Origin of the sequence: Psychroserpens sp., from assembly GCF_045105015.1 — a bacterium.
Classification (GTDB): domain Bacteria; phylum Bacteroidota; class Bacteroidia; order Flavobacteriales; family Flavobacteriaceae; genus Psychroserpens.
This window is the reverse complement of record NZ_JBGCCX010000071.1, coordinates 1-19453: the sequence shown is the minus strand read 5'-3', so window position 1 is coordinate 19453 and position 19453 is coordinate 1. Positions and strand designations below refer to the sequence as shown.

18 protein-coding genes and 1 pseudogene are annotated in these 19453 nt (G+C 33.2%); 9 read left to right on the top strand and 10 right to left on the bottom strand.

All coding sequences use genetic code 11. The features are described 5' to 3' along the window. Positions 1 to 37 precede the first annotated feature (37 nt). The 5 genes from AB8B90_RS05695 to pyk all read left to right on the top strand — a co-directional run bounded on the left by AB8B90_RS05695 (position 38) and on the right by pyk (position 4343). Positions 38 to 271, top strand: coding sequence for an acyl carrier protein (locus AB8B90_RS05695; protein ID WP_013750595.1), 234 nt, complete (start codon positions 38 to 40; stop codon positions 269 to 271). Positions 272 to 285: 14 nt separating this feature from the next. Continuing rightward, a complete protein-coding gene (gene fabF, locus AB8B90_RS05690) occupies positions 286 to 1536 on the top strand; it encodes a beta-ketoacyl-ACP synthase II (RefSeq protein ID WP_405334575.1) in 1251 nt (416 codons plus the stop codon). A 7-nt stretch (positions 1537 to 1543) separates the two neighbouring features. Continuing rightward, entirely contained in the window at positions 1544 to 2284 is a 741-nt protein-coding gene (gene rnc, locus AB8B90_RS05685) for a ribonuclease III (protein WP_405334573.1), read from the top strand. A gap of 134 nt (positions 2285 to 2418) precedes the next feature. Beyond that, a complete protein-coding gene (locus AB8B90_RS05680) occupies positions 2419 to 2901 on the top strand; it encodes an IPExxxVDY family protein (protein ID WP_405334571.1) in 483 nt (160 codons plus the stop codon). Beyond that, entirely contained in the window at positions 2901 to 4343 is a 1443-nt protein-coding gene (gene pyk / locus AB8B90_RS05675; RefSeq protein ID WP_405334569.1) for a pyruvate kinase, read from the top strand. The genes AB8B90_RS05680 and pyk overlap by 1 nt, the downstream gene beginning before the upstream one ends. Positions 4344 to 4457: 114 nt before the next feature. Here the strand turns inward: pyk and dinB are convergent, their stop codons facing one another. Further along, complete coding sequence (dinB, locus tag AB8B90_RS05670) at positions 4458 to 5567, bottom strand: DNA polymerase IV (protein ID WP_405334567.1); 1110 nt, start codon at positions 5565 to 5567, stop codon at positions 4458 to 4460. A gap of 33 nt (positions 5568 to 5600) precedes the next feature. Here dinB and AB8B90_RS05665 point away from each other — a divergent pair, with 33 nt between their 5' ends. Continuing rightward, the gene (locus tag AB8B90_RS05665) at positions 5601 to 6071 is read left to right on the top strand and encodes a CYTH domain-containing protein (RefSeq protein WP_405334565.1); all 471 of its coding nucleotides are present in this window, start codon (positions 5601 to 5603) and stop codon (positions 6069 to 6071) included. A 45-nt stretch (positions 6072 to 6116) separates the two neighbouring features. On the opposite strand, the gene AB8B90_RS05660 is transcribed toward AB8B90_RS05665, so the two are convergent. Then, complete coding sequence (locus AB8B90_RS05660) at positions 6117 to 6629, bottom strand: heavy-metal-associated domain-containing protein (RefSeq protein ID WP_405334563.1); 513 nt, start codon at positions 6627 to 6629, stop codon at positions 6117 to 6119. Between the two features lie 93 nt (positions 6630 to 6722). On the opposite strand from AB8B90_RS05660, the gene AB8B90_RS05655 reads away from it, so the two are divergent. Then, entirely contained in the window at positions 6723 to 7601 is an 879-nt protein-coding gene (locus AB8B90_RS05655; protein ID WP_405334560.1) for a DMT family transporter, read from the top strand. Between the two features lie 52 nt (positions 7602 to 7653). On the opposite strand, the gene AB8B90_RS05650 is transcribed toward AB8B90_RS05655, so the two are convergent. Both AB8B90_RS05650 and AB8B90_RS05645 read right to left on the bottom strand, forming a co-directional pair. Further along, positions 7654 to 9717 carry an insulinase family protein gene (locus tag AB8B90_RS05650; protein ID WP_405334557.1) on the bottom strand — a complete coding sequence of 688 codons (2064 nt, stop codon included), beginning with the start codon at positions 9715 to 9717 and terminating at the stop codon, positions 7654 to 7656. A gap of 19 nt (positions 9718 to 9736) precedes the next feature. Next, entirely contained in the window at positions 9737 to 11065 is a 1329-nt protein-coding gene (locus AB8B90_RS05645) for a M16 family metallopeptidase (protein WP_405334555.1), read from the bottom strand. Between the two features lie 408 nt (positions 11066 to 11473). Between AB8B90_RS05645 and rplU the strand changes: the two genes are divergently transcribed. Both rplU and rpmA read left to right on the top strand, forming a co-directional pair. Then, positions 11474 to 12151, top strand: a complete 678-nt coding sequence (gene rplU / locus AB8B90_RS05640; RefSeq protein WP_405334552.1) for a 50S ribosomal protein L21 — start codon at positions 11474 to 11476, stop codon at positions 12149 to 12151. Positions 12152 to 12190: 39 nt separating this feature from the next. Beyond that, the gene (gene rpmA / locus AB8B90_RS05635) at positions 12191 to 12451 is read left to right on the top strand and encodes a 50S ribosomal protein L27 (RefSeq protein ID WP_204344633.1); all 261 of its coding nucleotides are present in this window, start codon (positions 12191 to 12193) and stop codon (positions 12449 to 12451) included. A 54-nt stretch (positions 12452 to 12505) separates the two neighbouring features. On the opposite strand, the gene AB8B90_RS05630 is transcribed toward rpmA, so the two are convergent. From AB8B90_RS05630 to AB8B90_RS05605, 6 genes and pseudogenes are all read right to left on the bottom strand, one after another. Then, a complete protein-coding gene (locus AB8B90_RS05630; RefSeq protein ID WP_405334548.1) occupies positions 12506 to 14275 on the bottom strand; it encodes a MutS-related protein in 1770 nt (589 codons plus the stop codon). Between the two features lie 74 nt (positions 14276 to 14349). Beyond that, positions 14350 to 15096: a succinate dehydrogenase/fumarate reductase iron-sulfur subunit gene (locus AB8B90_RS05625; RefSeq protein ID WP_405334578.1), complete on the bottom strand. Its 747-nt coding sequence runs from the start codon at positions 15094 to 15096 to the stop codon at positions 14350 to 14352. A 12-nt stretch (positions 15097 to 15108) separates the two neighbouring features. Continuing rightward, positions 15109 to 17106 carry a fumarate reductase/succinate dehydrogenase flavoprotein subunit gene (locus AB8B90_RS05620; RefSeq protein ID WP_405334546.1) on the bottom strand — a complete coding sequence of 666 codons (1998 nt, stop codon included), beginning with the start codon at positions 17104 to 17106 and terminating at the stop codon, positions 15109 to 15111. Between the two features lie 15 nt (positions 17107 to 17121). Next, entirely contained in the window at positions 17122 to 17808 is a 687-nt protein-coding gene (locus AB8B90_RS05615; protein ID WP_405334544.1) for a succinate dehydrogenase cytochrome b subunit, read from the bottom strand. 92 nt (positions 17809 to 17900) lie between these two features. Continuing rightward, positions 17901 to 18776: a hypothetical protein gene (locus AB8B90_RS05610; protein WP_405334542.1), complete on the bottom strand. Its 876-nt coding sequence runs from the start codon at positions 18774 to 18776 to the stop codon at positions 17901 to 17903. A gap of 38 nt (positions 18777 to 18814) precedes the next feature. Then, a pseudogene (locus AB8B90_RS05605) lies at positions 18815 to 19453 on the bottom strand (glycosyl hydrolase); the annotation flags it as partial.

Sequence of the window (19453 nt, the reverse complement as noted above, 5' to 3'; positions counted from 1 at the left end):
TTTTTGCGACCTAATTAAAACTTAAAATTAAAAAATTATGTCAGACATTGCATCAAGAGTAAAAGCGATTATCGTAGACAAATTAGGAGTTGATGAAAACGAAGTTGTTACTGAAGCTAGCTTTACTAACGATTTAGGAGCAGATTCATTAGACACTGTTGAGTTAATCATGGAATTTGAAAAAGAATTTGATATTCAAATCCCAGATGACCAAGCTGAAAATATTGCTACAGTTGGTCAAGCGGTCTCTTATATAGAAGAAGCAAAATAATCCAATAAATTTTTATGGAATTAAAGCGAGTAGTAGTTACCGGTTTAGGTGCACTTACACCTATAGGCAATACCAAAGATGAATATTGGGATGCGCTTATAAGTGGTAAAAGTGGTGCTGCACCAATTACATATTTTGATACTGAAAAGTTCAAAACAAAATTCGCTTGTGAATTAAAAAACTTTATCGCTACCGATTTTCTTGATAGAAAAGAGGCTCGTAAAATGGATAGATTTACACAGTATGCTATGGTAGCTTCAGATGAAGCTATTAATGATGCTAAGTTAGATCTAGAAAAAGTAAATAAATTACGAGTAGGTGTTATTTGGGGAGCAGGAATTGGAGGCTTGGAGACATTTCAGAATGAAGTATTAAATTACGCTGAAGGAGATGGTACGCCAAGGTTTAACCCGTTCTTTATCCCAAAAATGATTGCTGATATTGCGCCAGGTAACATATCTATTAAAAATGGATTTATGGGACCTAATTATACCACAGTATCTGCATGTGCATCTTCAGCCAACGCAATGATTGATGCCTTAAACTATATACGTTTAGGACATTGTGATGTCATTGTTACTGGAGGAAGCGAAGCAGCTGTTACCATAGCTGGTATGGGTGGTTTTAACGCGATGCATGCATTGTCAACGAGAAATGAAAGTCCAAAAACAGCTTCAAGACCTTTTGATGCCACTAGAGATGGTTTTGTCTTAGGTGAAGGAGCAGGAGCTATAATTCTTGAAGATTATGAGCACGCTAAAGCTAGAGGAGCTAAAATTTATGCTGAGGTATTAGGAGGAGGTTTATCCTCCGATGCTCATCACATGACAGCGCCTCATCCTGAAGGTATTGGTGTAATAGCTGTAATGAAAAATTGTTTGGAAAATGCTGGTATAAAACCTGAAGAAGTTGATCATATCAACACGCACGGAACATCAACACCTCTTGGAGATGTTGCTGAACTTAAAGCGATTTCTGAAGTCTTCGGTGACCATGCAAAAAATATCAATATTAATTCAACAAAATCCATGACTGGACATTTATTAGGAGCTGCAGGAGCTATTGAATCTATTGCCTCAATTTTAGCAATGGAACATGGTGTTGTACCTCCAACAATAAATCATGAAGTAGTAGACGAAAATATTGATTCTAAACTTAATTTAACATTAAATAAAGCACAAAAAAGAGACGTTAAAGTTGCTATGAGTAATACGTTTGGATTTGGCGGTCATAACGCTTGTGTATTATTCAAAAAAATAGACTAAATCCTGAATGAGTTTCATTCGTAACATATTAAATTCCCGTTCTAATAATGACGGGAATTTTTTTTTAGAGCTTTCTAAAATACTTGGTTATAAGCCCAAAAACAAACAACTATACATAAAAGCATTTACACACAGGTCTTTAAACTTAAAAGATGACGAAGGAAATGCGGTTAATTATGAACGACTTGAGTTTGTTGGTGATGCTATGTTGAGTGCCGTAATAGCATCTTATTTATTTGAAAAAGTACCTCATGGTGATGAAGGTTATTTAACTAAAATGCGCTCTAAAGTTGTAAGTAGAGAACATTTAAATGAGTTAGGTAAAGAGCTTAAGCTTATAGATTTAGTTGAAAGTAAAATACCAACTTCTAATTTTGGAAACAATATTCATGGTAACCTTTTTGAATCTCTAGTAGGAGCAATTTTCTTAGATAAAGGTTATAAGCAATGTGAAAAGTTTATTTTTAAAAGAGTAATCAATCCACATGTAGATATTGAAACTCTTGAAGGTAAAGTCATTAGTTACAAAAGCCTGCTAATCGAATGGTGCCAGAAAGAAAAAAAATCGTTTGATTACAACGTTTATGAAGATACTGGAAATGATGATTTAAAACATTTCTCTGTAAAACTATCAATCGATAATAAAGTCATTTCTAAAGCTAGAGCAACTTCTAAGAAAAAAGCGGAAGAAAAAGCATCCAGACGTGCGTTTTTTGCGTTTCAAAATGAAATTTCAAAAGCATTTTAGTAAGCTAAGTTTACATTCTTAATTTTTTTCACTGTACTATAACGTTTTCGAAACCTGAAGCTGTTAAGATTAATTAAAACTTAATCTTTAAATAGCCATAATGTCCTATATTTACATTTGATAGCGATTAATTTATGGCTTTACACAAGTTACTTGTAGACGATTTTTATGATACATCTTTTGCTCTTTTAGCAATTCATTGCAGATTAGAAGACTATAGATTAGCATATCTTCTTAACAAACATCTTGGATTAAATTTAAGACGCAAACCTCAAGATTTAGACTATAATTATTTCGCTGCATCTTATGCTATTTATGAATGGGATAATATCACAATGGACACAACCTGGAATTTAGTTTCAAATATTTGTAAGAAAGAAGAAGCTGCATTGCAAAGCTCAGGCTCTTTATTTGACAATCATAATACTGTTATGAAAACGTATAATTTATTACCAGAATTTAAAAACGTTGACTATTTGATAAAAGTCTCAAACGAAAACAAAAATTTTAATGAGAAACGGATTCTCAACAGCATACAATTAATACCTCAAGTTATTACATCTTATATGATTGATGTAGAACAGATAAAATCAAAAGACCATTTAATTTTTAATTAATGTTACGAAAAAAGAAAACCAAAATAGTTGCGACTTTAGGACCAGCAACCAGTAGCAAAGACGTTCTAAAAGGAATGCTCGAAGAAGGCGCAAATGTGTTTAGAATTAATTTCTCTCATGCCGATTACGAGGCAGTGAAAGAACGTGTTGAAATGATTCGAGAACTAAATGACGAATTTGGATATAATGCTGCTATTTTAGGTGATTTACAAGGGCCAAAGTTAAGAGTTGGTGTGATGAAAGGTGAGGTTGTTGTTAATGAAGGGGATGAAATTATCTTTGCAACAGGAGATCGCTTTGAAGGCACAAAAGAACGTGTTTATATGACCTATGACAAGTTCCCTCAAGATGCTAAACCTGGAGAACGTATTTTATTAGATGATGGGAAATTAATTTTCGAAGTCGTTTCAACAGACAAAAAATCTGAAGTAAAAGCACGTGTTATTCAAGGTGGACCATTACGCTCCAAAAAAGGAGTAAATCTTCCTAATACAAATATTTCTCAACCAGCATTGACAGAAAAAGATATTGAAGATGCCAAATTTGCATGTGGTTTACAAGTCGATTGGATAGCATTGTCTTTTGTTCGTCACGCTGAAGATTTAATGGAGCTTGAAGAGCTTATCAAAGAACATAGCGATCATAAAATTCCAATTATAGCTAAAATTGAAAAACCTGAAGCCGTAGAAAACATCGATAAGATTGTTGCATATTGTGACGGTCTCATGGTTGCTCGTGGTGATTTAGGTGTTGAAATTCCAGCCGAAGAAGTCCCATTAATCCAAAAACAATTAGTGTTACGAGCTAAACGTGCTAGAATCCCAGTAATTATCGCAACCCAAATGATGGAGACGATGATTACAAGTTTAACACCTACAAGAGCAGAAGTGAATGATGTTGCCAATTCTGTCATGGATGGTGCTGATGCTGTAATGTTATCAGGTGAGACTTCTGTAGGGAATTATCCAGTGCAGGTCATAAAACAAATGGCGAGTATTGTTAAGAGCGTAGAAGATTCTAATTTAATTCAAGTACCTCAATCACCACCTCATATTCGTACCAAACGTTATATTACTAAATCGATATGTTATCATGCAGCTAATATGGCAAATGAAATAAATGCAAAGGCGATTTCTACTTTAACGAATAGTGGTTATACAGCATTTCAAATCTCAGCTTGGCGACCAAGTGCTTACATATTAGTATTTACCTCTAACAAACGAATTCTTACACAACTTAGTTTACTTTGGGGAGTTGAAGCTTTTCATTATGATCGATATGTAAGTACAGATGAAACTATTGAAGATGTAAACGCTATTGCCTGTAAAAAAGGATATCTCGAAGTTGGAGACATGCTCATCAGTTTAGCAGCCATGCCTATTCAAGACAAAGGAATGGTTAATACCTTACGTGTGACTGAAATTGAGAGTTGTAGTTTTTAATTTTTTGGCGTTTGCTACTTCGCATCTAGCTTCGTAGCACTGCGCTTTCCACTATATCTCTGCCGAAATTGTCAGAGGATGCCGTATCAATCGCTAACGCGTAATTTTTCATAATTAAAATTCAAATTTTAATTGTACGCTTATAGGTTGTTCTTTAGCCAATAATTTTTTCTTTTTTGAAGCTTCTGTATTAAGGTTAGATAAAGAAATACCTAAAAGCCGAACTGAATTATTCAAGGTTTCTTGATACAGTAAATCTTTAGTTGTGTCTAAAATTATATTCTTGTCACTAACAAAGTAAGGTAATGTTTTACTACGTGTTTGAAGCGTAAAATCACTGTACTTTATTTTAAGTGTTATAGTTTTTCCTGCAACCTTACTCTTTTTCAATCGCTTTGAAACTTCTTCAGCAATATGATCTAGTTTTTCAAGCATAAAAATTTCTGAAGACAAATTTTCGTTAAACGTGCGTTCGGCTGCCAATGATTTTCTTATTCGATTTGGTTTTACTTGACTGTTGTGAATGCCTCGAACAATATAATAATATGACTTTCCAGATTTTCCAAAGTGTTGTTCCAAATATTCAGCAGATTTTTCTTTTAAATCTCTACCCGTAAAAATACCTTTTTGATACATCTTTTCAGCAGTCACCTTTCCAACGCCATAAAATTTTCTAATATCTAAATCTTCTAAAAATTTAAGAACATCTTCTGGGTTTACTGTTTTTTGTCCATTAGGCTTATTATAATCACTCGCGACCTTAGCAATAAATTTATTGATAGAAATTCCAGCAGAAGCTGTTAAACCAACCTCATTATAAATACGAGTCCTGACCTCTTTAGCAATTAGTGAAGCGCTTGGGTTTCCTTTTTTGTTTTCAGTAACATCAAGATAAGCTTCGTCTAAAGAAAGCGGTTCAACTAAATCTGTGTAGTCATAAAAAATTTGTCTAACACGTTTAGATATTTCAGTATAACGTTCAAAATTAGTCCTAACAAAAATCAATTCAGGACACAACTTTATAGCTAATCGTCCAGACATAGCGCTTTTTACTCCAAATTTACGTGCCTCATAACTAGCAGCGCTAATAACACCACGAGTTCCGCCACCACCAACAGCAATTGGTTTTCCTTTGAGTTCTGGATTATCCAATTGTGCTACAGAGGCATAAAATGCGTCCATATCTACATGAATTATCTTTCTAATTGGTAAATCGTTTGGCATACTGTAAATTTAGACATTAAATGTCTTTTTTTAATGATTGAAATAGAACGTAAATTTTTAGTGAATTCAGAAGATTTTAAAGCAGAATCTTTTAAACAGACTCGAATAGTTCAAGGGTTTTTAAATACTCATCCAGAACGAACGGTTAGAGTACGATTAAAAGGTGATCAAGGATTTTTAACAGTTAAAGGAAAATCTACTAATGACGGTTTGAAACGTTTTGAATGGGAAAAAAAAATACCTAAACAAGATGCAGAAGCGCTATTAGATTTATGTGAAGAAGGAGTAATTGATAAAATTAGACATGAAGTTAAAAAAGGAATACATGTTTTTGAAATTGATGTTTTTGATGGAGACAATAAAGGTTTAGTAATTGCTGAAGTCGAACTTGAGTATGAAGATGCTGAATTTGATGTACCAAGTTGGTTAGGGAAAGAGGTTACAGGAGATATTAAGTATTATAATTCACAATTAAGTAAGCATCCTTTTAAAAATTGGACATAAAAAAACCACTCAAATTTGAGTGGTTTAGTATGTTATTAAAACAAATTATGCTTTTTTAGCACAACAATCTTTTTTGCAATCGTCGGCACAAGCTGTTTTATCTTTCATTTTATCTCCACAACATGCTTTACCTTCGCCTTTTTTGCATTCGTGTTTGTCTGAAGAAAAAGACTCAACGGTTTTCATATCTTTTACTTTGTAGGTGTCGCCTGCTTTTGCAACAGCTTCTTCTAAAGAATTTGTAGTTACTTTAGCTTCATCATATTCTACCATTGCGATTTCTTTTTCAAAATCAACTTTAGCAGATTTTACGCCATCCATCTTCGCAATTTTCTTTTCAATTGTTTTTGCACAACCCATAGCACATGTCATTCCTTCAATACCAAATTCTGCTTTAGCATAAGTTGCATTAGGATCTAACTGTTTTGCTTGATTTGTGTTTACTTCAGAAGACACTTCTGTTTCAACAGTTTTAACTTCTGGAGTTGCTTCATTTTTACAAGCCATAACACTTACAGAAATTAAAGCAAGAACTAATATGTTTTTTAATGTATTCATAGTTTTTAAATATTGAATTGATTACAAAATTAACAAATATTGATGTTCCTTGTATTAAAATTAACGAATTTTGTGACTGAGTAAAAAAATCTTATGAAAAATGCTAATAGCAAGTGGCTGTATTTAATCATATTAGCACTAATTTGGGGAAGTTCATTTATATTAATTAAGAAATCTCTTTTAGGATTAACACCATATCAGTTAGGAGCATTAAGAACTGTTATCACAGGTGTTTTTCTTTTTGCTGTTGGATTTAAGAGCATTAAATCTATAAAAAAACAAGAGTGGAAATGGGTGGCCTTAACTGGATTTGTAGGGTCGTTTATTCCCGCATTTTTATTTGCTATAGCAGAAACGGAAATAGACAGTGCTGTTACTTCTATTTTAAATTCTTTGGTACCATTAAACACTGTTTTATTAGGATTCGCTATTTTTAAAATTACATCAACAAAACGTCAAATCTTAGGAGTTATCATTGGATTTATTGGAACTAGTATCTTGATCTTAAAAGGTGCTGAGCTTAATCCTAATCAAAACTATTTATTTGCGGGTTATATTATTATAGCTACTTGTATGTATGCCTTGAATGTAAATATTATAAAAAAGCATCTTCAGTATGTGAAACCCTTAAGTATTGCTACTGGAAATTATGTTGCTATTATAATACCTGCAATTGTAATTCTTTGCTTTACAGACTTTTTTAATGAACGTACTTTTAGCCATCCTGACTTTAAAATGTCAGTGATATATATAGTGATTTTATCTCTTTTTGGAACTGCTTTAGCCAAGGTCCTGTTTAATAAATTGGTCCAGATGTCAACACCAGTTTTTGCTTCATCTGTAACGTATTTAATGCCGCTTGTAGCTTTAGTTTGGGGATTGTTAGATGGTGAGTCTTTTAGCGCTGTGCAAGGTTTTGGTAGTTGTATCATCTTAGTTGGTGTTTATTTGTCACATAATCGTCAGAAATAAAAAAACCGAAGCCTTACGACTTCGGTTTTTAAAAATTTAAAAGTGAAATATCTTAGTCAAAATCTGCATCAGATACACCTTCATTTATTTTAACTTCTTTTAATGTAAAGATAACTGATTGCCCCATCATAGTTGCGTCTCTGGTTGTTGGAAATTTTAAACCGTCATAATCTTTATAATCCTTTAAAAGAGCTTCTTGTGATTGAGTTTGTCCTTGCATGTTCGTGTTTTGTACTTCTTTAACTTTAAGTCCAGTTTCTACATCATAATAAAGCATAAAAGATACAACCTCACCTGCTACTTCAACTACATAAGCATCTTTACCATCAACTTTTTCCATGCCGCTTAATTTCGCTAAATCTGAATTCACCAAATTCATTTCCATAAATAAACCAGCATTAGACTTCATGTCATTAGCCATGTTAGGAGGCAATGGTTGTGTATTAGCAGTAGCAGTTTCTTGAGTCATTACCATAGACATCACTTTGTTTTCACCCATGTAAATATTTTGAACTGTTTTGCCATCCACACGCTTTTCTTCAGAAACGACAGCTCCCATAGGAGTTGTTGCTTCATATTTTGTCATAACAGATTTTATGTTACCCATATTATCTGTTACACCAGTAGCTTTTAAGTATTTGCTAATAACAGATTTTGCGTCTACACCAGCTGGCATTTCAACTTCATAATTTGGATTTTCAGTAGGATTAGCAAACTTGTCATAATATTTAATTGGGATTCCAGTTTTTTCAAGATTCTCAATAACATCACTTCCTTTACCAATAATTACAATTCTTGCATTTTCTGGCTTCATGTATTTATTCGCTACACGCGTTACATCATCTGCTGTTACGGCATTAATTTTTTGTAAATACGTTTTGTAGAAGTTTTTTGGTAGTTTGTTTCTCTTTATGTTTAAAGCATATCTAGCTACAGTTTGTGGATTTTCTAATCCCATAATAAAGTTTCCTACATATTTTGCTTTTGTGTCCTTAAGCATTTGTGGGTCAACAGGTTCTGTTTTAATTCTGTTGATTTCTTTTAAAGCTTCAACAACAGCGCTGTCAGTCACCATATTTCTAACTTTAGCAGTAGCATTAAAACTACCAGCTCCATATCTATTTGCTCTTAAGCTTGAATAAGCGCCATAAGTGTAACCTTTGTCTTCACGTAAGTTTTTGAATAAGTAACCTTCACCACCACCACCAAGGATGCTATTCGCAATTATACTTGCGTGGTAATCTTCGTCATTCATTTTTAAATCTACACTATTCTTAATTGCAATACTTGATTGTGATGCATTTGGTAAATCCACAAAATTAATTTGTGTGTATTGAGCATTAGGACTTACTGCAGGAAGTGTTGTTGACACATCAATAGCAGGTTTTTCCCAAACACCAAAATATTTTTCAACCTGTCTTCTAACAGTACTTAAGTCTACATCACCAATAATAACTAGATAAGCGTTATTTGGATTAAAGTATTTTTCGTAAAAAGCAACAGCATCACCAAAAGTTACATTGTTAACAGTTTCTTCAGTTACGAACTCTCCATAAGGATGTTTTGTTCCATACAATAATGCATCACCTACACGACCACTAATTGCATCGATACTTTTCTCATCAGCTTTTAAACCTTCTAAAAGCCTTTCTTTTTCTTTATTAAATTCCTCTTCAGTTAATAAAGGATTAATAGCCGCGTCTGCCATAAGTTCTAATATTCTTTCAGAATACTTAGAAAGTGTTGCAGCAAAACCTCCACTAAATCCAATATTTAAACTTGCGCCTAAAAAGTCTATCTCTTCATTGAATTCATCTTTAGGAATACTTGTTGTTCCGTTTCCTAACATACTTCCAATAAGACTTTCTACTCCAGCTTTTGCTCCAGTAGAAATAGGTTTATTATCGATACTTAAAGAGTAAGAAACTCGTGGTAATTTATGATTTTCAACAACTAGAACTTTTAATCCATTTTTAAGTTCGAATTCACTTGGAACTTCCAAAGAAATCGAAGGTTCTGGTCCTGCTTTTGGCTGTTTTGAGCGATCTAATTGTGCATTTACAGTTACTACTGACATTAAGAACAGTAAAATAAATGCTGATAATTTCGTTTTCATTTTATATATAGTTTTCATCTTATTGTTCATCTTTTTGTGGTAAATATTCGATTTCAACACGTTGGTTAGGGCTTAAATATTTTTTAGCTACAGCCATAATGTCTTCTCTTGTAATTGATCTATAAATATCAATTTCCTTATTGATTAAATTCACATCTCCATATAATAAATAATATGTAGCTAATGAACCAGCAATACCTTCTATACTAGCATTTGCATTCACAAATTGATTTTCGAATTGGTTAATTAGTTTTTGATGATCACGTTCAGAGATAAGTTCAGTTTGCATTTTAGCAATTTCTACATCCATTTCACTAAGTAAAGTTTCTAGTGTTACATCACCTAATGGAAGCGAGAACAAAGCAAATATGTTATAATCCATTTGGGGAATATTTACTGCTTGCACAGCTAATGCTTGCTTTTGATTATCAACTAATTTTTTATAAAGAACAGAACTTTTACCACCACTTAAATATGAAGAAATCATATCTAGAATATATGCATCTCTAGTTCCAAAGCCAGGTGTTCTATAAGCAGCAAGAATTGCAGGAATTTGAATGTTTTTATCGTATGCTTTCGCTTTTTCAGTAGTTGTTATAGGTTGTTCTTTTGGAAAGTTTCTAACGACTTCTTTTCCTCTTTTTACGTCATTGAAGTATTTTTTAACTAATTCTTTTGTTTCAGCAGGATCAATATCTCCAGCGACAATTAAAACAGCATTGTTTGGGCCGTAATAATCTTTGAAGTATTGATTAAATTCAGCAAGAGTAGAAGCATCTAAATCTTCCATGTATCCAATATTAGGATCTTTGTAAGGGTGAACTTTAAAAAGGTTTGCTCCTAAAGTTTCAAATATTTTACCATAAGGAGATTCGTAACGCTGACGTTTTTCTTCTTTTACAACTTCATTTTGAGTATCAACACCAATTTGGTCAATAACAGGGTGAAGCATTCTTTCAGATTCTAACCACAGACCTAATTCAAGTTTGTTAGAAGGGAAAACTTCATAATAATAAGTTCTATCCTGAGATGTGTTAGCGTTAAATCTTCCTCCATTTGCTGGTATAATTTTCATAAATTCACCTCGCTCAATATTTTCTGATCCTTCAAATAAAAGATGTTCAAAAAAGTGAGCAAATCCAGTACGAGGAGCTTCAGGAGTTCCTCCAACATCTTTTCCTCCAACATTATACATTACAGATGTAATAACAACAGGAGCAGTGTTGTCTTGATGAAGAATAACATGTAACCCATTGTCTAGATCAAATTCTTCAAATTTAACTTCTTGTGCAGATGTTGCAAATATTGCAAGTACAAATGCAGCTAAAGTAAATAAGCCTTTTTTCATTGTGATTTTGTTTTAAATTAATTTTACGAATTGTAAGTGTACACATAACATAAAATGTTACAATGTTTTACAAAAATAATGATTCACAATTCGTTTTAAGGCTAAACAACTCTAAAAAAATCTTAAAAATCTTAAAAAACATGCATTTAGTAGTGATTATTGGATACTTAACACGTTCTTTAGTCAACAAAAGAAGTATCTGAAACACAATATTCCATAGTGTTTATGGCATAGGATCAAAATTATCTTTACTAATAGATTGTTAGTAATTTTTTAAAAAAGAACATTGATAGAGCTCAAAACAAACAAATGGTTTGTAGATTAAGTAATTAGAATGTATATTTGCACCCGCTTTCTGAATAGAGAGCACACATTAATAATAGAAATAATTAATAAAAACGTTACGCTATGTACGCAATTGTAGAGATAGCAGGGCATCAATTTAAAGTTGAAAAAGACCAAAAAGTTTTTGTTAACCGTTTAGCAACTGAAGAAGGTAAGAAAGTTTCTTTCGATAATGTTCTTTTAATTGGAGATGGTAACAATGTAACTTTAGGCGCCCCAGCTATAGACGGAGCACAAGTAAGTGCAAAAGTCTTAAAGCACCTTAAAGGTGACAAAGTGATAGTTTTCAAAAAGAAAAGAAGAAAAGGTTACCGTGTTAAAAATGGTCACAGACAATCTTTATCTGAAATTGTAATTGAATCTATTGTTTCTTCTGGAGCTAAGAAAGCTGCACCAAAGAAAGAAACAAAAAAAGCTGAGCCTAAGAAAGTAGAGGCAAAAGCAGCTGCACCAAAAACCGAGGCTAAAAAAGTGGCTCCCAAAAAAGCAACTGGAAAAGCTGACGATTTGAAGAAAATCGAAGGAATTGGACCAAAAATTGCGTCTACATTGGTAGAAGCAGGAATTGCAACTTTTGCAGATTTATCCAAAGCAGATGCAGCAAAAATTTCCGAAATCATTTCAGGTGTTCGTGGAAATCACGTTACCGATACTTGGCCAGCACAAGCTAAACTAGCTGCTGATGGAAAGTGGGATGAGCTTAAGAAATGGCAAGATGAATTAGATGGTGGAAAAGCGTAAGCTAACCACTTAAGTATAACAATATAAAACCTTAAGACAATGGCTCATAAAAAAGGAGTAGGTAGTTCTAAAAACGGTAGAGAATCAGAATCGAAACGCTTAGGTGTAAAGATATTTGGTGGTCAAGCAGCAATAGCTGGTAATATTATCGTTAGACAAAGAGGTAATACACATCACCCAGGTGAAAATGTGTATGGAGGAAAAGATCACACTTTACATGCTAAAGTTGATGGTGTTGTGAAATTCACAAAGAAGAAAGATGGTAAATCTTTTGTTTCTATTGAGCCTTTTGAAGCTTAATTGAATTTTACCTTTCAATACAAATGCCCACTCAATTTGAGTGGGCTTTTTGTTTTATATAATCTTCATCTTTTTTAATAAAAAACTAGCATTCATATTTTGGCAAATACCTCTTTTGAATTTATAGTCAAAATAAAGTTCATTATCTACTATTTCTGCATCGAAATAGTAATTTTTAACTTCGTCTAATTCTTCTGAGATTTCACATAGACTTAAATCATGAGTCGCTATGATTCCAGTGGCTTCACCAGCTACTAATTTCTCAACAAACTTTTTTGAGCCGATAGCTTTATCTGTACTATTTGTACCTTTTAATATTTCATCGAGAATAATAAAATAAGGTTCTTTTTCAGTCGTATCTACTATGAATTTTAGACGTGTTAATTCAGAAAAGAAATAACTACTATCATCAGTCAATGAATCACTAGTTCGCATACTAGTTATTAATTTCACAGGAGAATATACACTAGATTTTGCGCAAACAGGCAAACCTACATTAGCCATCATAATATGCAATGACACTGTTCTAAGAAATGTGCTTTTACCAGCCATATTTGCTCCAGTGACAATAAAAAACTCTTGGTTATTAATTATAACATCACTCGAAATACGCTTGGTTTTATTAAGTAAGGGATGACCTAAATCTTTTGCATCCAATGTAATACCGTCTTTTGATATTTTTGGAAACACATGTTCAATATGATTAAAAGTATAGGTTCCCAAACTATTATAAGCATCAAAAAATGTAACGACTTCAAACCAATCTTCAACTTTATGACTATATTCTGAAATCCATTGTTCAACCTTATAAGCATTTTTAATATCTGAAAGCAGATAACCGTTTCCAAAAATAGCTCCAATGAGATTATTACGATTGTCTAGCGCGTCTAAATGTTTTGAAAATTCAGAAAAAATAGTAGAAGCTTTTTTTCCTTCCGATTGAATTTGCTGTTGTTTTAGCTGAAGAAGTTTTGAGGTAAAGGTTTCATTTTCTATCTGAAGTAATAATGATGCATATTGTTTAAAAGTATCTTTAGCTTTATCTGAATTAGCTGATAATACATTTATTTTTTTTAAATACAAACCAGTAATTCCTAATCCAATAAATAGCCAATATCCAAAAAATGAAATGTCTAATTTTTTTAATATAGATAGTATTAATAATGTTACAGATATAACAGTAAAGAACCATGGAACCCACTTCATTTTTTTAGGAATGAAATTTTTGTGATTTTTTAGCCAATAGATAATTTTTAAGGCTGGAGTTTCAGTTTGAATTAAGCTTCCTGTTGCAGAATATAGTTGCCTCCATTTCGCTTTTTCAGACAGCTCTTTTATAGCATCTTGACGTTCTTCAATATTAGATACATTATTGGCTTTTAAAACTTCCGAAAGTGTTAATTTACCTTCTTTAGAAATCGATCTATCAATGTATTGGAAAAAAGAACCTTTTCCGAAGAGATCAATATCTAGACTATAAAAATGTTTTGGATCTTGGTATTGTAATCCAGTATTTCTATGATGAAAATCTCCTGTAGCAATTTTTAGTTCTTCAGAATTAATATGCAATAGAGCTTTATTTAGTTTTTGTCTTGATTTAGTGTCAATATATTTTGAAAGTAAATAAATAAAGATTCCTGTTCCAATTATTCCAATTGTCAAGGCTAATTGCCATGTTGAAAATGTAAGGTATATTGCAATAGCAGTAACTAGAAATACTAGCAGACGCATCGAGCTATAAAACACCAGGCGTTTCTTATCTGAAGCTACATTGGTTTTATATGTTTCTAATTCTTGATTGTAAAACAACTGAGGGTTATTCATATAGTAAAGAAACAAAAAATCCCAAGATTGCTCTTGAGATTTTAGTATATAATTTTAGTATTATATCTTTTAGCTTAACCTTTAAGGCTCGCTTTTAGATACTCTTGATTCATTCTAGCGATGTTTTCAAGAGATATTCCTTTAGGACACTCAACTTCACATGCTCCAGTATTTGTACAGTTTCCAAATCCTTCTTCGTCCATTTGCTTTACCATGTTTAAAACGCGGTCTGTAGCTTCGACTTTGCCTTGAGGTAATAATGCAAATTGCGATACTTTAGCTCCAACAAATAACATGGCACTTGAGTTTTTACAAGTGGCAACACAAGCACCACACCCAATACAAGTAGCTGCATCAAAAGCTTTATCAGCATGTTCTTTTTCAATTGGAATAGCATTAGCATCTTGAGTGTTTCCAGAGGTGTTTACAGAAATAAATCCTCCAGCCTGTTGAATACGATCAAAAGCAGTTCTATCAACAATTAAATCTTTTACTACTGGAAACGCTTTAGCTCTCCATGGTTCTATATAAATAGTGTCTCCATCATTAAAACTACGCATGTGTAATTGGCATGCTGTAATTTTTGTAGCAGGTCCATGCGCTCTTCCATTAATATAGAGTGAACATGTTCCACAAATTCCTTCTCTACAATCGTGGTCAAATGCAACAGGTTCTTCTCCCTTTTCAATAAGTTCTTGATTAAGTACGTCAAGCATTTCTAAAAATGACATATCAGGTGACACATCACTTAGAGCATAATCCATCATCTTTCCCTTATCACTAGCGTTTTTTTGACGCCATATTTTTAATGTTAAATTCATCATAGCTCTTTTTTATTTGTAACTTCTCTCTTTAACTTCAATGTTATCATATTCTAGCGATTCTTTATGGTGAACTGCTTCGCTAGGTTGTCCTTTGTATTCCCATGCTGATACATACTGAAATTCTTTACGTCTCATAGCTTCTCCACTTTCAGTTTGATATTCATCTCTGAAGTGACCACCAGCAGATTCTTCACGTTCTAAAGCATCTTTGGCAAACAATTCTCCTAATTCAAGGAAATCTGCTACACGACCAGCTTTAGCTAATTCTTCATTGTATTCATTTTCTTCTCCAGGAACAAACACATCTTTATAAAACTCTTCTCTTAAGGCGGCAATTTCAGTAATAGCTTCTTTTAAATCTTTTTCATTTCTGGCCATTCCACACTTATTCCACATATTTTTTCCTAAGCGCTTATGGAAATGGTCTACAGATTTTGTTCCTTTATTATTGATTAATTTGTTAATGTTTGAACGCACATACTTTTCAGCTTCATCAAATTCTGGACTATCTGTTGGAATTGCTCCAGTTCTAATATCGTGAGCTAAATAATCACCTATAGTATACGGTAAAACAAAATACCCATCTGCCAAACCTTGCATTAAAGCAGAAGCTCCTAAACGGTTTGCGCCATGATCTGAGAAGTTAGCTTCTCCTATAGCATACAAGCCAGGAACTGTTGTCATTAAATTGTAATCAACCCAAAGTCCGCCCATAGTATAATGTACAGCTGGATAAATCATCATTGGTGTTTCATATGGATTTTGATCTACAATTTTCTCATACATTTGGAATAGGTTTCCGTACTTATTTTCTATAACATCCTTTCCTAATTTATCAACGATTGTTGCATCGTTTTCATCTAAACCTTTAACATGTGCTTGTTCTTTTCCGTAGCGAACAATTGCTGCAGAAAAATCAAGATATACAGCTTCTCCTGTTTGGTTAACTCCGTAGCCAGCATCACAACGTTCTTTAGCAGCACGAGATGCTACATCACGAGGCACTAGGTTTCCAAAGGCTGGATAACGACGCTCTAAATAATAATCACGATCTTCTTCAGCGAGTTGTGTTGGTTTTAAGCTACCGTTTCTAATAGCATCGACATCTTTTTTGTGTTTTGGGACCCAAATTCGTCCATCATTTCTTAACGACTCAGACATCAACGTTAATTTTGATTGATGATCACCTGAGACAGGAATACATGTTGGGTGAATTTGTGTATAACAAGGGTTGGCAAAAAATGCACCACGTTTGTGTGCCTTCCATGCTGCAGTTACATTTGAACCCATAGCATATGTAGATAAGTAAAATGCGTTTCCGTAGCCTCCGGTTCCTAAAACTACAGCGTGTGCTGAGTGACGTTCAATTTCACCTGTAACTAAATTTCGAGCAATGATGCCTCTAGCCTTACCATCGACAACGACTACGTCTAACATTTCATGACGTGTATACATTTTTATTTTACCACGACCAATTTGACGGTTCATAGCAGAGTAAGCACCTAACAATAATTGCTGACCTGTTTGACCTTTAGCATAGAATGTTCTTGACACTAAAACACCTCCAAAAGAACGATTGTCTAAAAGTCCACCATATTCCCTTGCAAAAGGAACTCCTTGTGCAACACACTGATCAATAATGTTAGTAGAAACTTCAGCTAAGCGATATACGTTGGCTTCACGGGATCTATAATCACCACCTTTAACGGTATCATAGAATAAACGATAGGTTGAATCACCATCGCCTTGATAATTTTTTGCGGCATTAATTCCTCCTTGAGCAGCAATAGAGTGTGCACGTCTTGGTGAATCTTGGAAACAGAATGCTTTCACATTATAACCAAGCTCTGCTAAAGTTGCAGCTGCTGAACCACCTGCTAAACCTGTCCCTACAATGATGACGTCTATGAGACGTTTGTTTGCAGGATTAACAAGGTTAATGTCATTTTTATGTTTTGTCCACTTATCTGCTAGTGGTCCTTTAGGTATTCTAGAATCTAAAGCCATATTTAGATGTGTTTTTTAGTGATTAAAATGATGGAATAATGCAATGAAAATAAATCCTAATGGCACTGCTATTGAATAAATTTTTCCAAATCCTTTTAATCCTTTTGTGTATTTATTATTTGCACCAACTGATTGGAACGAAGAATTAAATCCGTGTAACAAGTGTAATGATAGGAAAACAAATCCTAAGCAATACAATGCAACTCGCCATATTGGAACAAATTTGTGCACCAACTCTTCATAATATCTATAACCACTATCAGCTGCATTCGGATCAAGCAATCCAGACATGTCTCCTTGAACATATTTGATATTGATTTCAGGAATCCAAAAATCAATAAAGTGAATGATTAGGAACACCAAGATAAACCCACCACTCCATATCATGTTTCTACTCATCCATGATGAGTTTGATGCTCCGCTAGTTTTTGCATAACCAACAGCACGTGCACTGTTATTTTTTATTTCTAGAATGAATCCCATAACAAAATGGAATATCACACCAAAAATTAAAACAGGTTGCAATAGGTATTGAATTACCCAGAATGTTCCCATAAAGTGAGACACTTCGTTAAAAGTATCTGGACTAAACACAGAAAGGATATTAATTGCAAAATGTTGTAAAATAAAAATCATGAGAAAGAATGCCGAAAGTGCCATGGCAAACTTTCTTCCTATTGACGAATTAAAAATTCCGCTCATTATAATTGAAGTTAATTATTTGTCTAACAAAGATAAGGCTCATTGTGTTGTACAACAAATTTTAGCTGCAAATTTGATTATTTAGAATGGGTTTAATTAGAGACCAAAGGAATTAATCCACGAAGTCCCATATCTACAACTTGCTCTCCAGCATTAGGTTCATATTTACCATCAGCATTAACTTCGGTCCATTCAAAACTATTGTTGATGGAAAATGAGAGTGTGATTTCTATATCTTCAGTTTCATTACCAGTGATACTCAATACATTTTCAAATTCACCAGTTACAACACATGATCCTGATGGAATAGGAGATGAATCAAATATGGGATTAGGAACGGTTGTTGCGCCTTCCGGAGCTTGACCCTGAGTTGAAAACCCTGAAGCTTCAAATGCCCAAAACCCTTGTAACTTATTCGCATTGATATCAAATGTACTCTCATTTAAGTCAAAAGAAGTGATATAAGAATTGTAACCTACAAAACTTCCTAAGGTTCCCGTAATATCTTGATTATTTATCAAAACATCAATAGTACCTTCTTGATATGCTAAAGAAACACGAACCCATTCATAATCACCTGAAGTAATATCGCTTAGAGGAATCGTTAAAAAAGTTTGATTGTTTCCGGCAAATAAGGCATTTTGAAAATCAATAGCTTGAGTACCTCCAGATGTAGTTTCCTCTCCTACGTAAATAATCTCTCCAGTTTCTAAAGGCGTATTTGAAGTAGGCGCTAATTCTATATAATTAGCACTCATTTTATTAATACCTGGAGATTGTGCAGCATTTCCAGGAGCAACACTTACAGGTTGACCTAAATTGCCTAAACGTTGTTGATTAGAATCAAATTTAAATTTGATAACTAGGTTTGGTTCTGAAGAATCTAACCGTAAATTATCATCAATATCCTCACCACAAGAGTAAGTAAAGAGTAATCCAATTACTATTAAAATTTGAAAATATTTCATAATGTAAGTATTTATGTTATAACTTAAAATCTCATGTATTATTTTACAATCAACTCTGTTTTCTTTTCACCTATTTGAATGGTATAAGTTCCTTTTGGAAGATAAAATTTATCGTTTTGAGCTTTACTTATTTGCAACGTCGTATTTTCTTTCATTAATGCTTTTTTCCCTTTTTCAGTTAAGGTTAGATCATACGAAGCAAAATTAAAACCTTTGTCAGCCTCAAGATATATTTCATTTAATATAGTGTCTTTTTCAGATAAGATTTTAATCGTTTTATTTCCCGAAGTGTTACTAAAAAAAGCAATCTCCATTTCAGGCTCAAAAGCATCATACCATTTTCCCCAAGAACTTCCCCAACGAGATGAATATCTTACATCTTCAACTTTGAAAAGTGTTATAGGATTTGATATTATGTTGGTGTTCATCAACTGAAGTTCAGATATATCTGTTTTGTAAATACTTCTTCCGTGAGTCCCTAATAACAGATCTTTAGCTTCTGTTTGTATTACAATATCGTGGATAGCGACATTTGGTAAATCTTTACTAAAAACTTCCCAAGACTCACCTTGATTAAAAGACACATAAGCACCATTATCTGTTCCTAAATACAAAAGATTTTCATTTTCAGAATCTTCTTTAATGACATTTACTGGTGATGCTGCAATATTTGAGCT

Coding starts and splice junctions, on each gene's coding strand:
- AB8B90_RS05695 (WP_013750595.1), top strand. CDS start 38: ATGTCAGACATTGCATCAAGAGTAAAAGCGATTATCGTAGACAAATTA.
- fabF (WP_405334575.1), top strand. CDS start 286: ATGGAATTAAAGCGAGTAGTAGTTACCGGTTTAGGTGCACTTACACCT.
- rnc (WP_405334573.1), top strand. CDS start 1,544: ATGAGTTTCATTCGTAACATATTAAATTCCCGTTCTAATAATGACGGG.
- AB8B90_RS05680 (WP_405334571.1), top strand. CDS start 2,419: ATGGCTTTACACAAGTTACTTGTAGACGATTTTTATGATACATCTTTT.
- pyk (WP_405334569.1), top strand. CDS start 2,901: ATGTTACGAAAAAAGAAAACCAAAATAGTTGCGACTTTAGGACCAGCA.
- dinB (WP_405334567.1), bottom strand. CDS start 5,567: ATGCCAAACGATTTACCAATTAGAAAGATAATTCATGTAGATATGGAC.
- AB8B90_RS05665 (WP_405334565.1), top strand. CDS start 5,601: ATGATTGAAATAGAACGTAAATTTTTAGTGAATTCAGAAGATTTTAAA.
- AB8B90_RS05660 (WP_405334563.1), bottom strand. CDS start 6,629: ATGAATACATTAAAAAACATATTAGTTCTTGCTTTAATTTCTGTAAGT.
- AB8B90_RS05655 (WP_405334560.1), top strand. CDS start 6,723: ATGAAAAATGCTAATAGCAAGTGGCTGTATTTAATCATATTAGCACTA.
- AB8B90_RS05650 (WP_405334557.1), bottom strand. CDS start 9,717: ATGAAAACGAAATTATCAGCATTTATTTTACTGTTCTTAATGTCAGTA.
- AB8B90_RS05645 (WP_405334555.1), bottom strand. CDS start 11,065: ATGAAAAAAGGCTTATTTACTTTAGCTGCATTTGTACTTGCAATATTT.
- rplU (WP_405334552.1), top strand. CDS start 11,474: ATGTACGCAATTGTAGAGATAGCAGGGCATCAATTTAAAGTTGAAAAA.
- rpmA (WP_204344633.1), top strand. CDS start 12,191: ATGGCTCATAAAAAAGGAGTAGGTAGTTCTAAAAACGGTAGAGAATCA.
- AB8B90_RS05630 (WP_405334548.1), bottom strand. CDS start 14,275: ATGAATAACCCTCAGTTGTTTTACAATCAAGAATTAGAAACATATAAA.
- AB8B90_RS05625 (WP_405334578.1), bottom strand. CDS start 15,096: ATGAATTTAACATTAAAAATATGGCGTCAAAAAAACGCTAGTGATAAG.
- AB8B90_RS05620 (WP_405334546.1), bottom strand. CDS start 17,106: ATGGCTTTAGATTCTAGAATACCTAAAGGACCACTAGCAGATAAGTGG.
- AB8B90_RS05615 (WP_405334544.1), bottom strand. CDS start 17,808: ATGAGCGGAATTTTTAATTCGTCAATAGGAAGAAAGTTTGCCATGGCA.
- AB8B90_RS05610 (WP_405334542.1), bottom strand. CDS start 18,776: ATGAAATATTTTCAAATTTTAATAGTAATTGGATTACTCTTTACTTAC.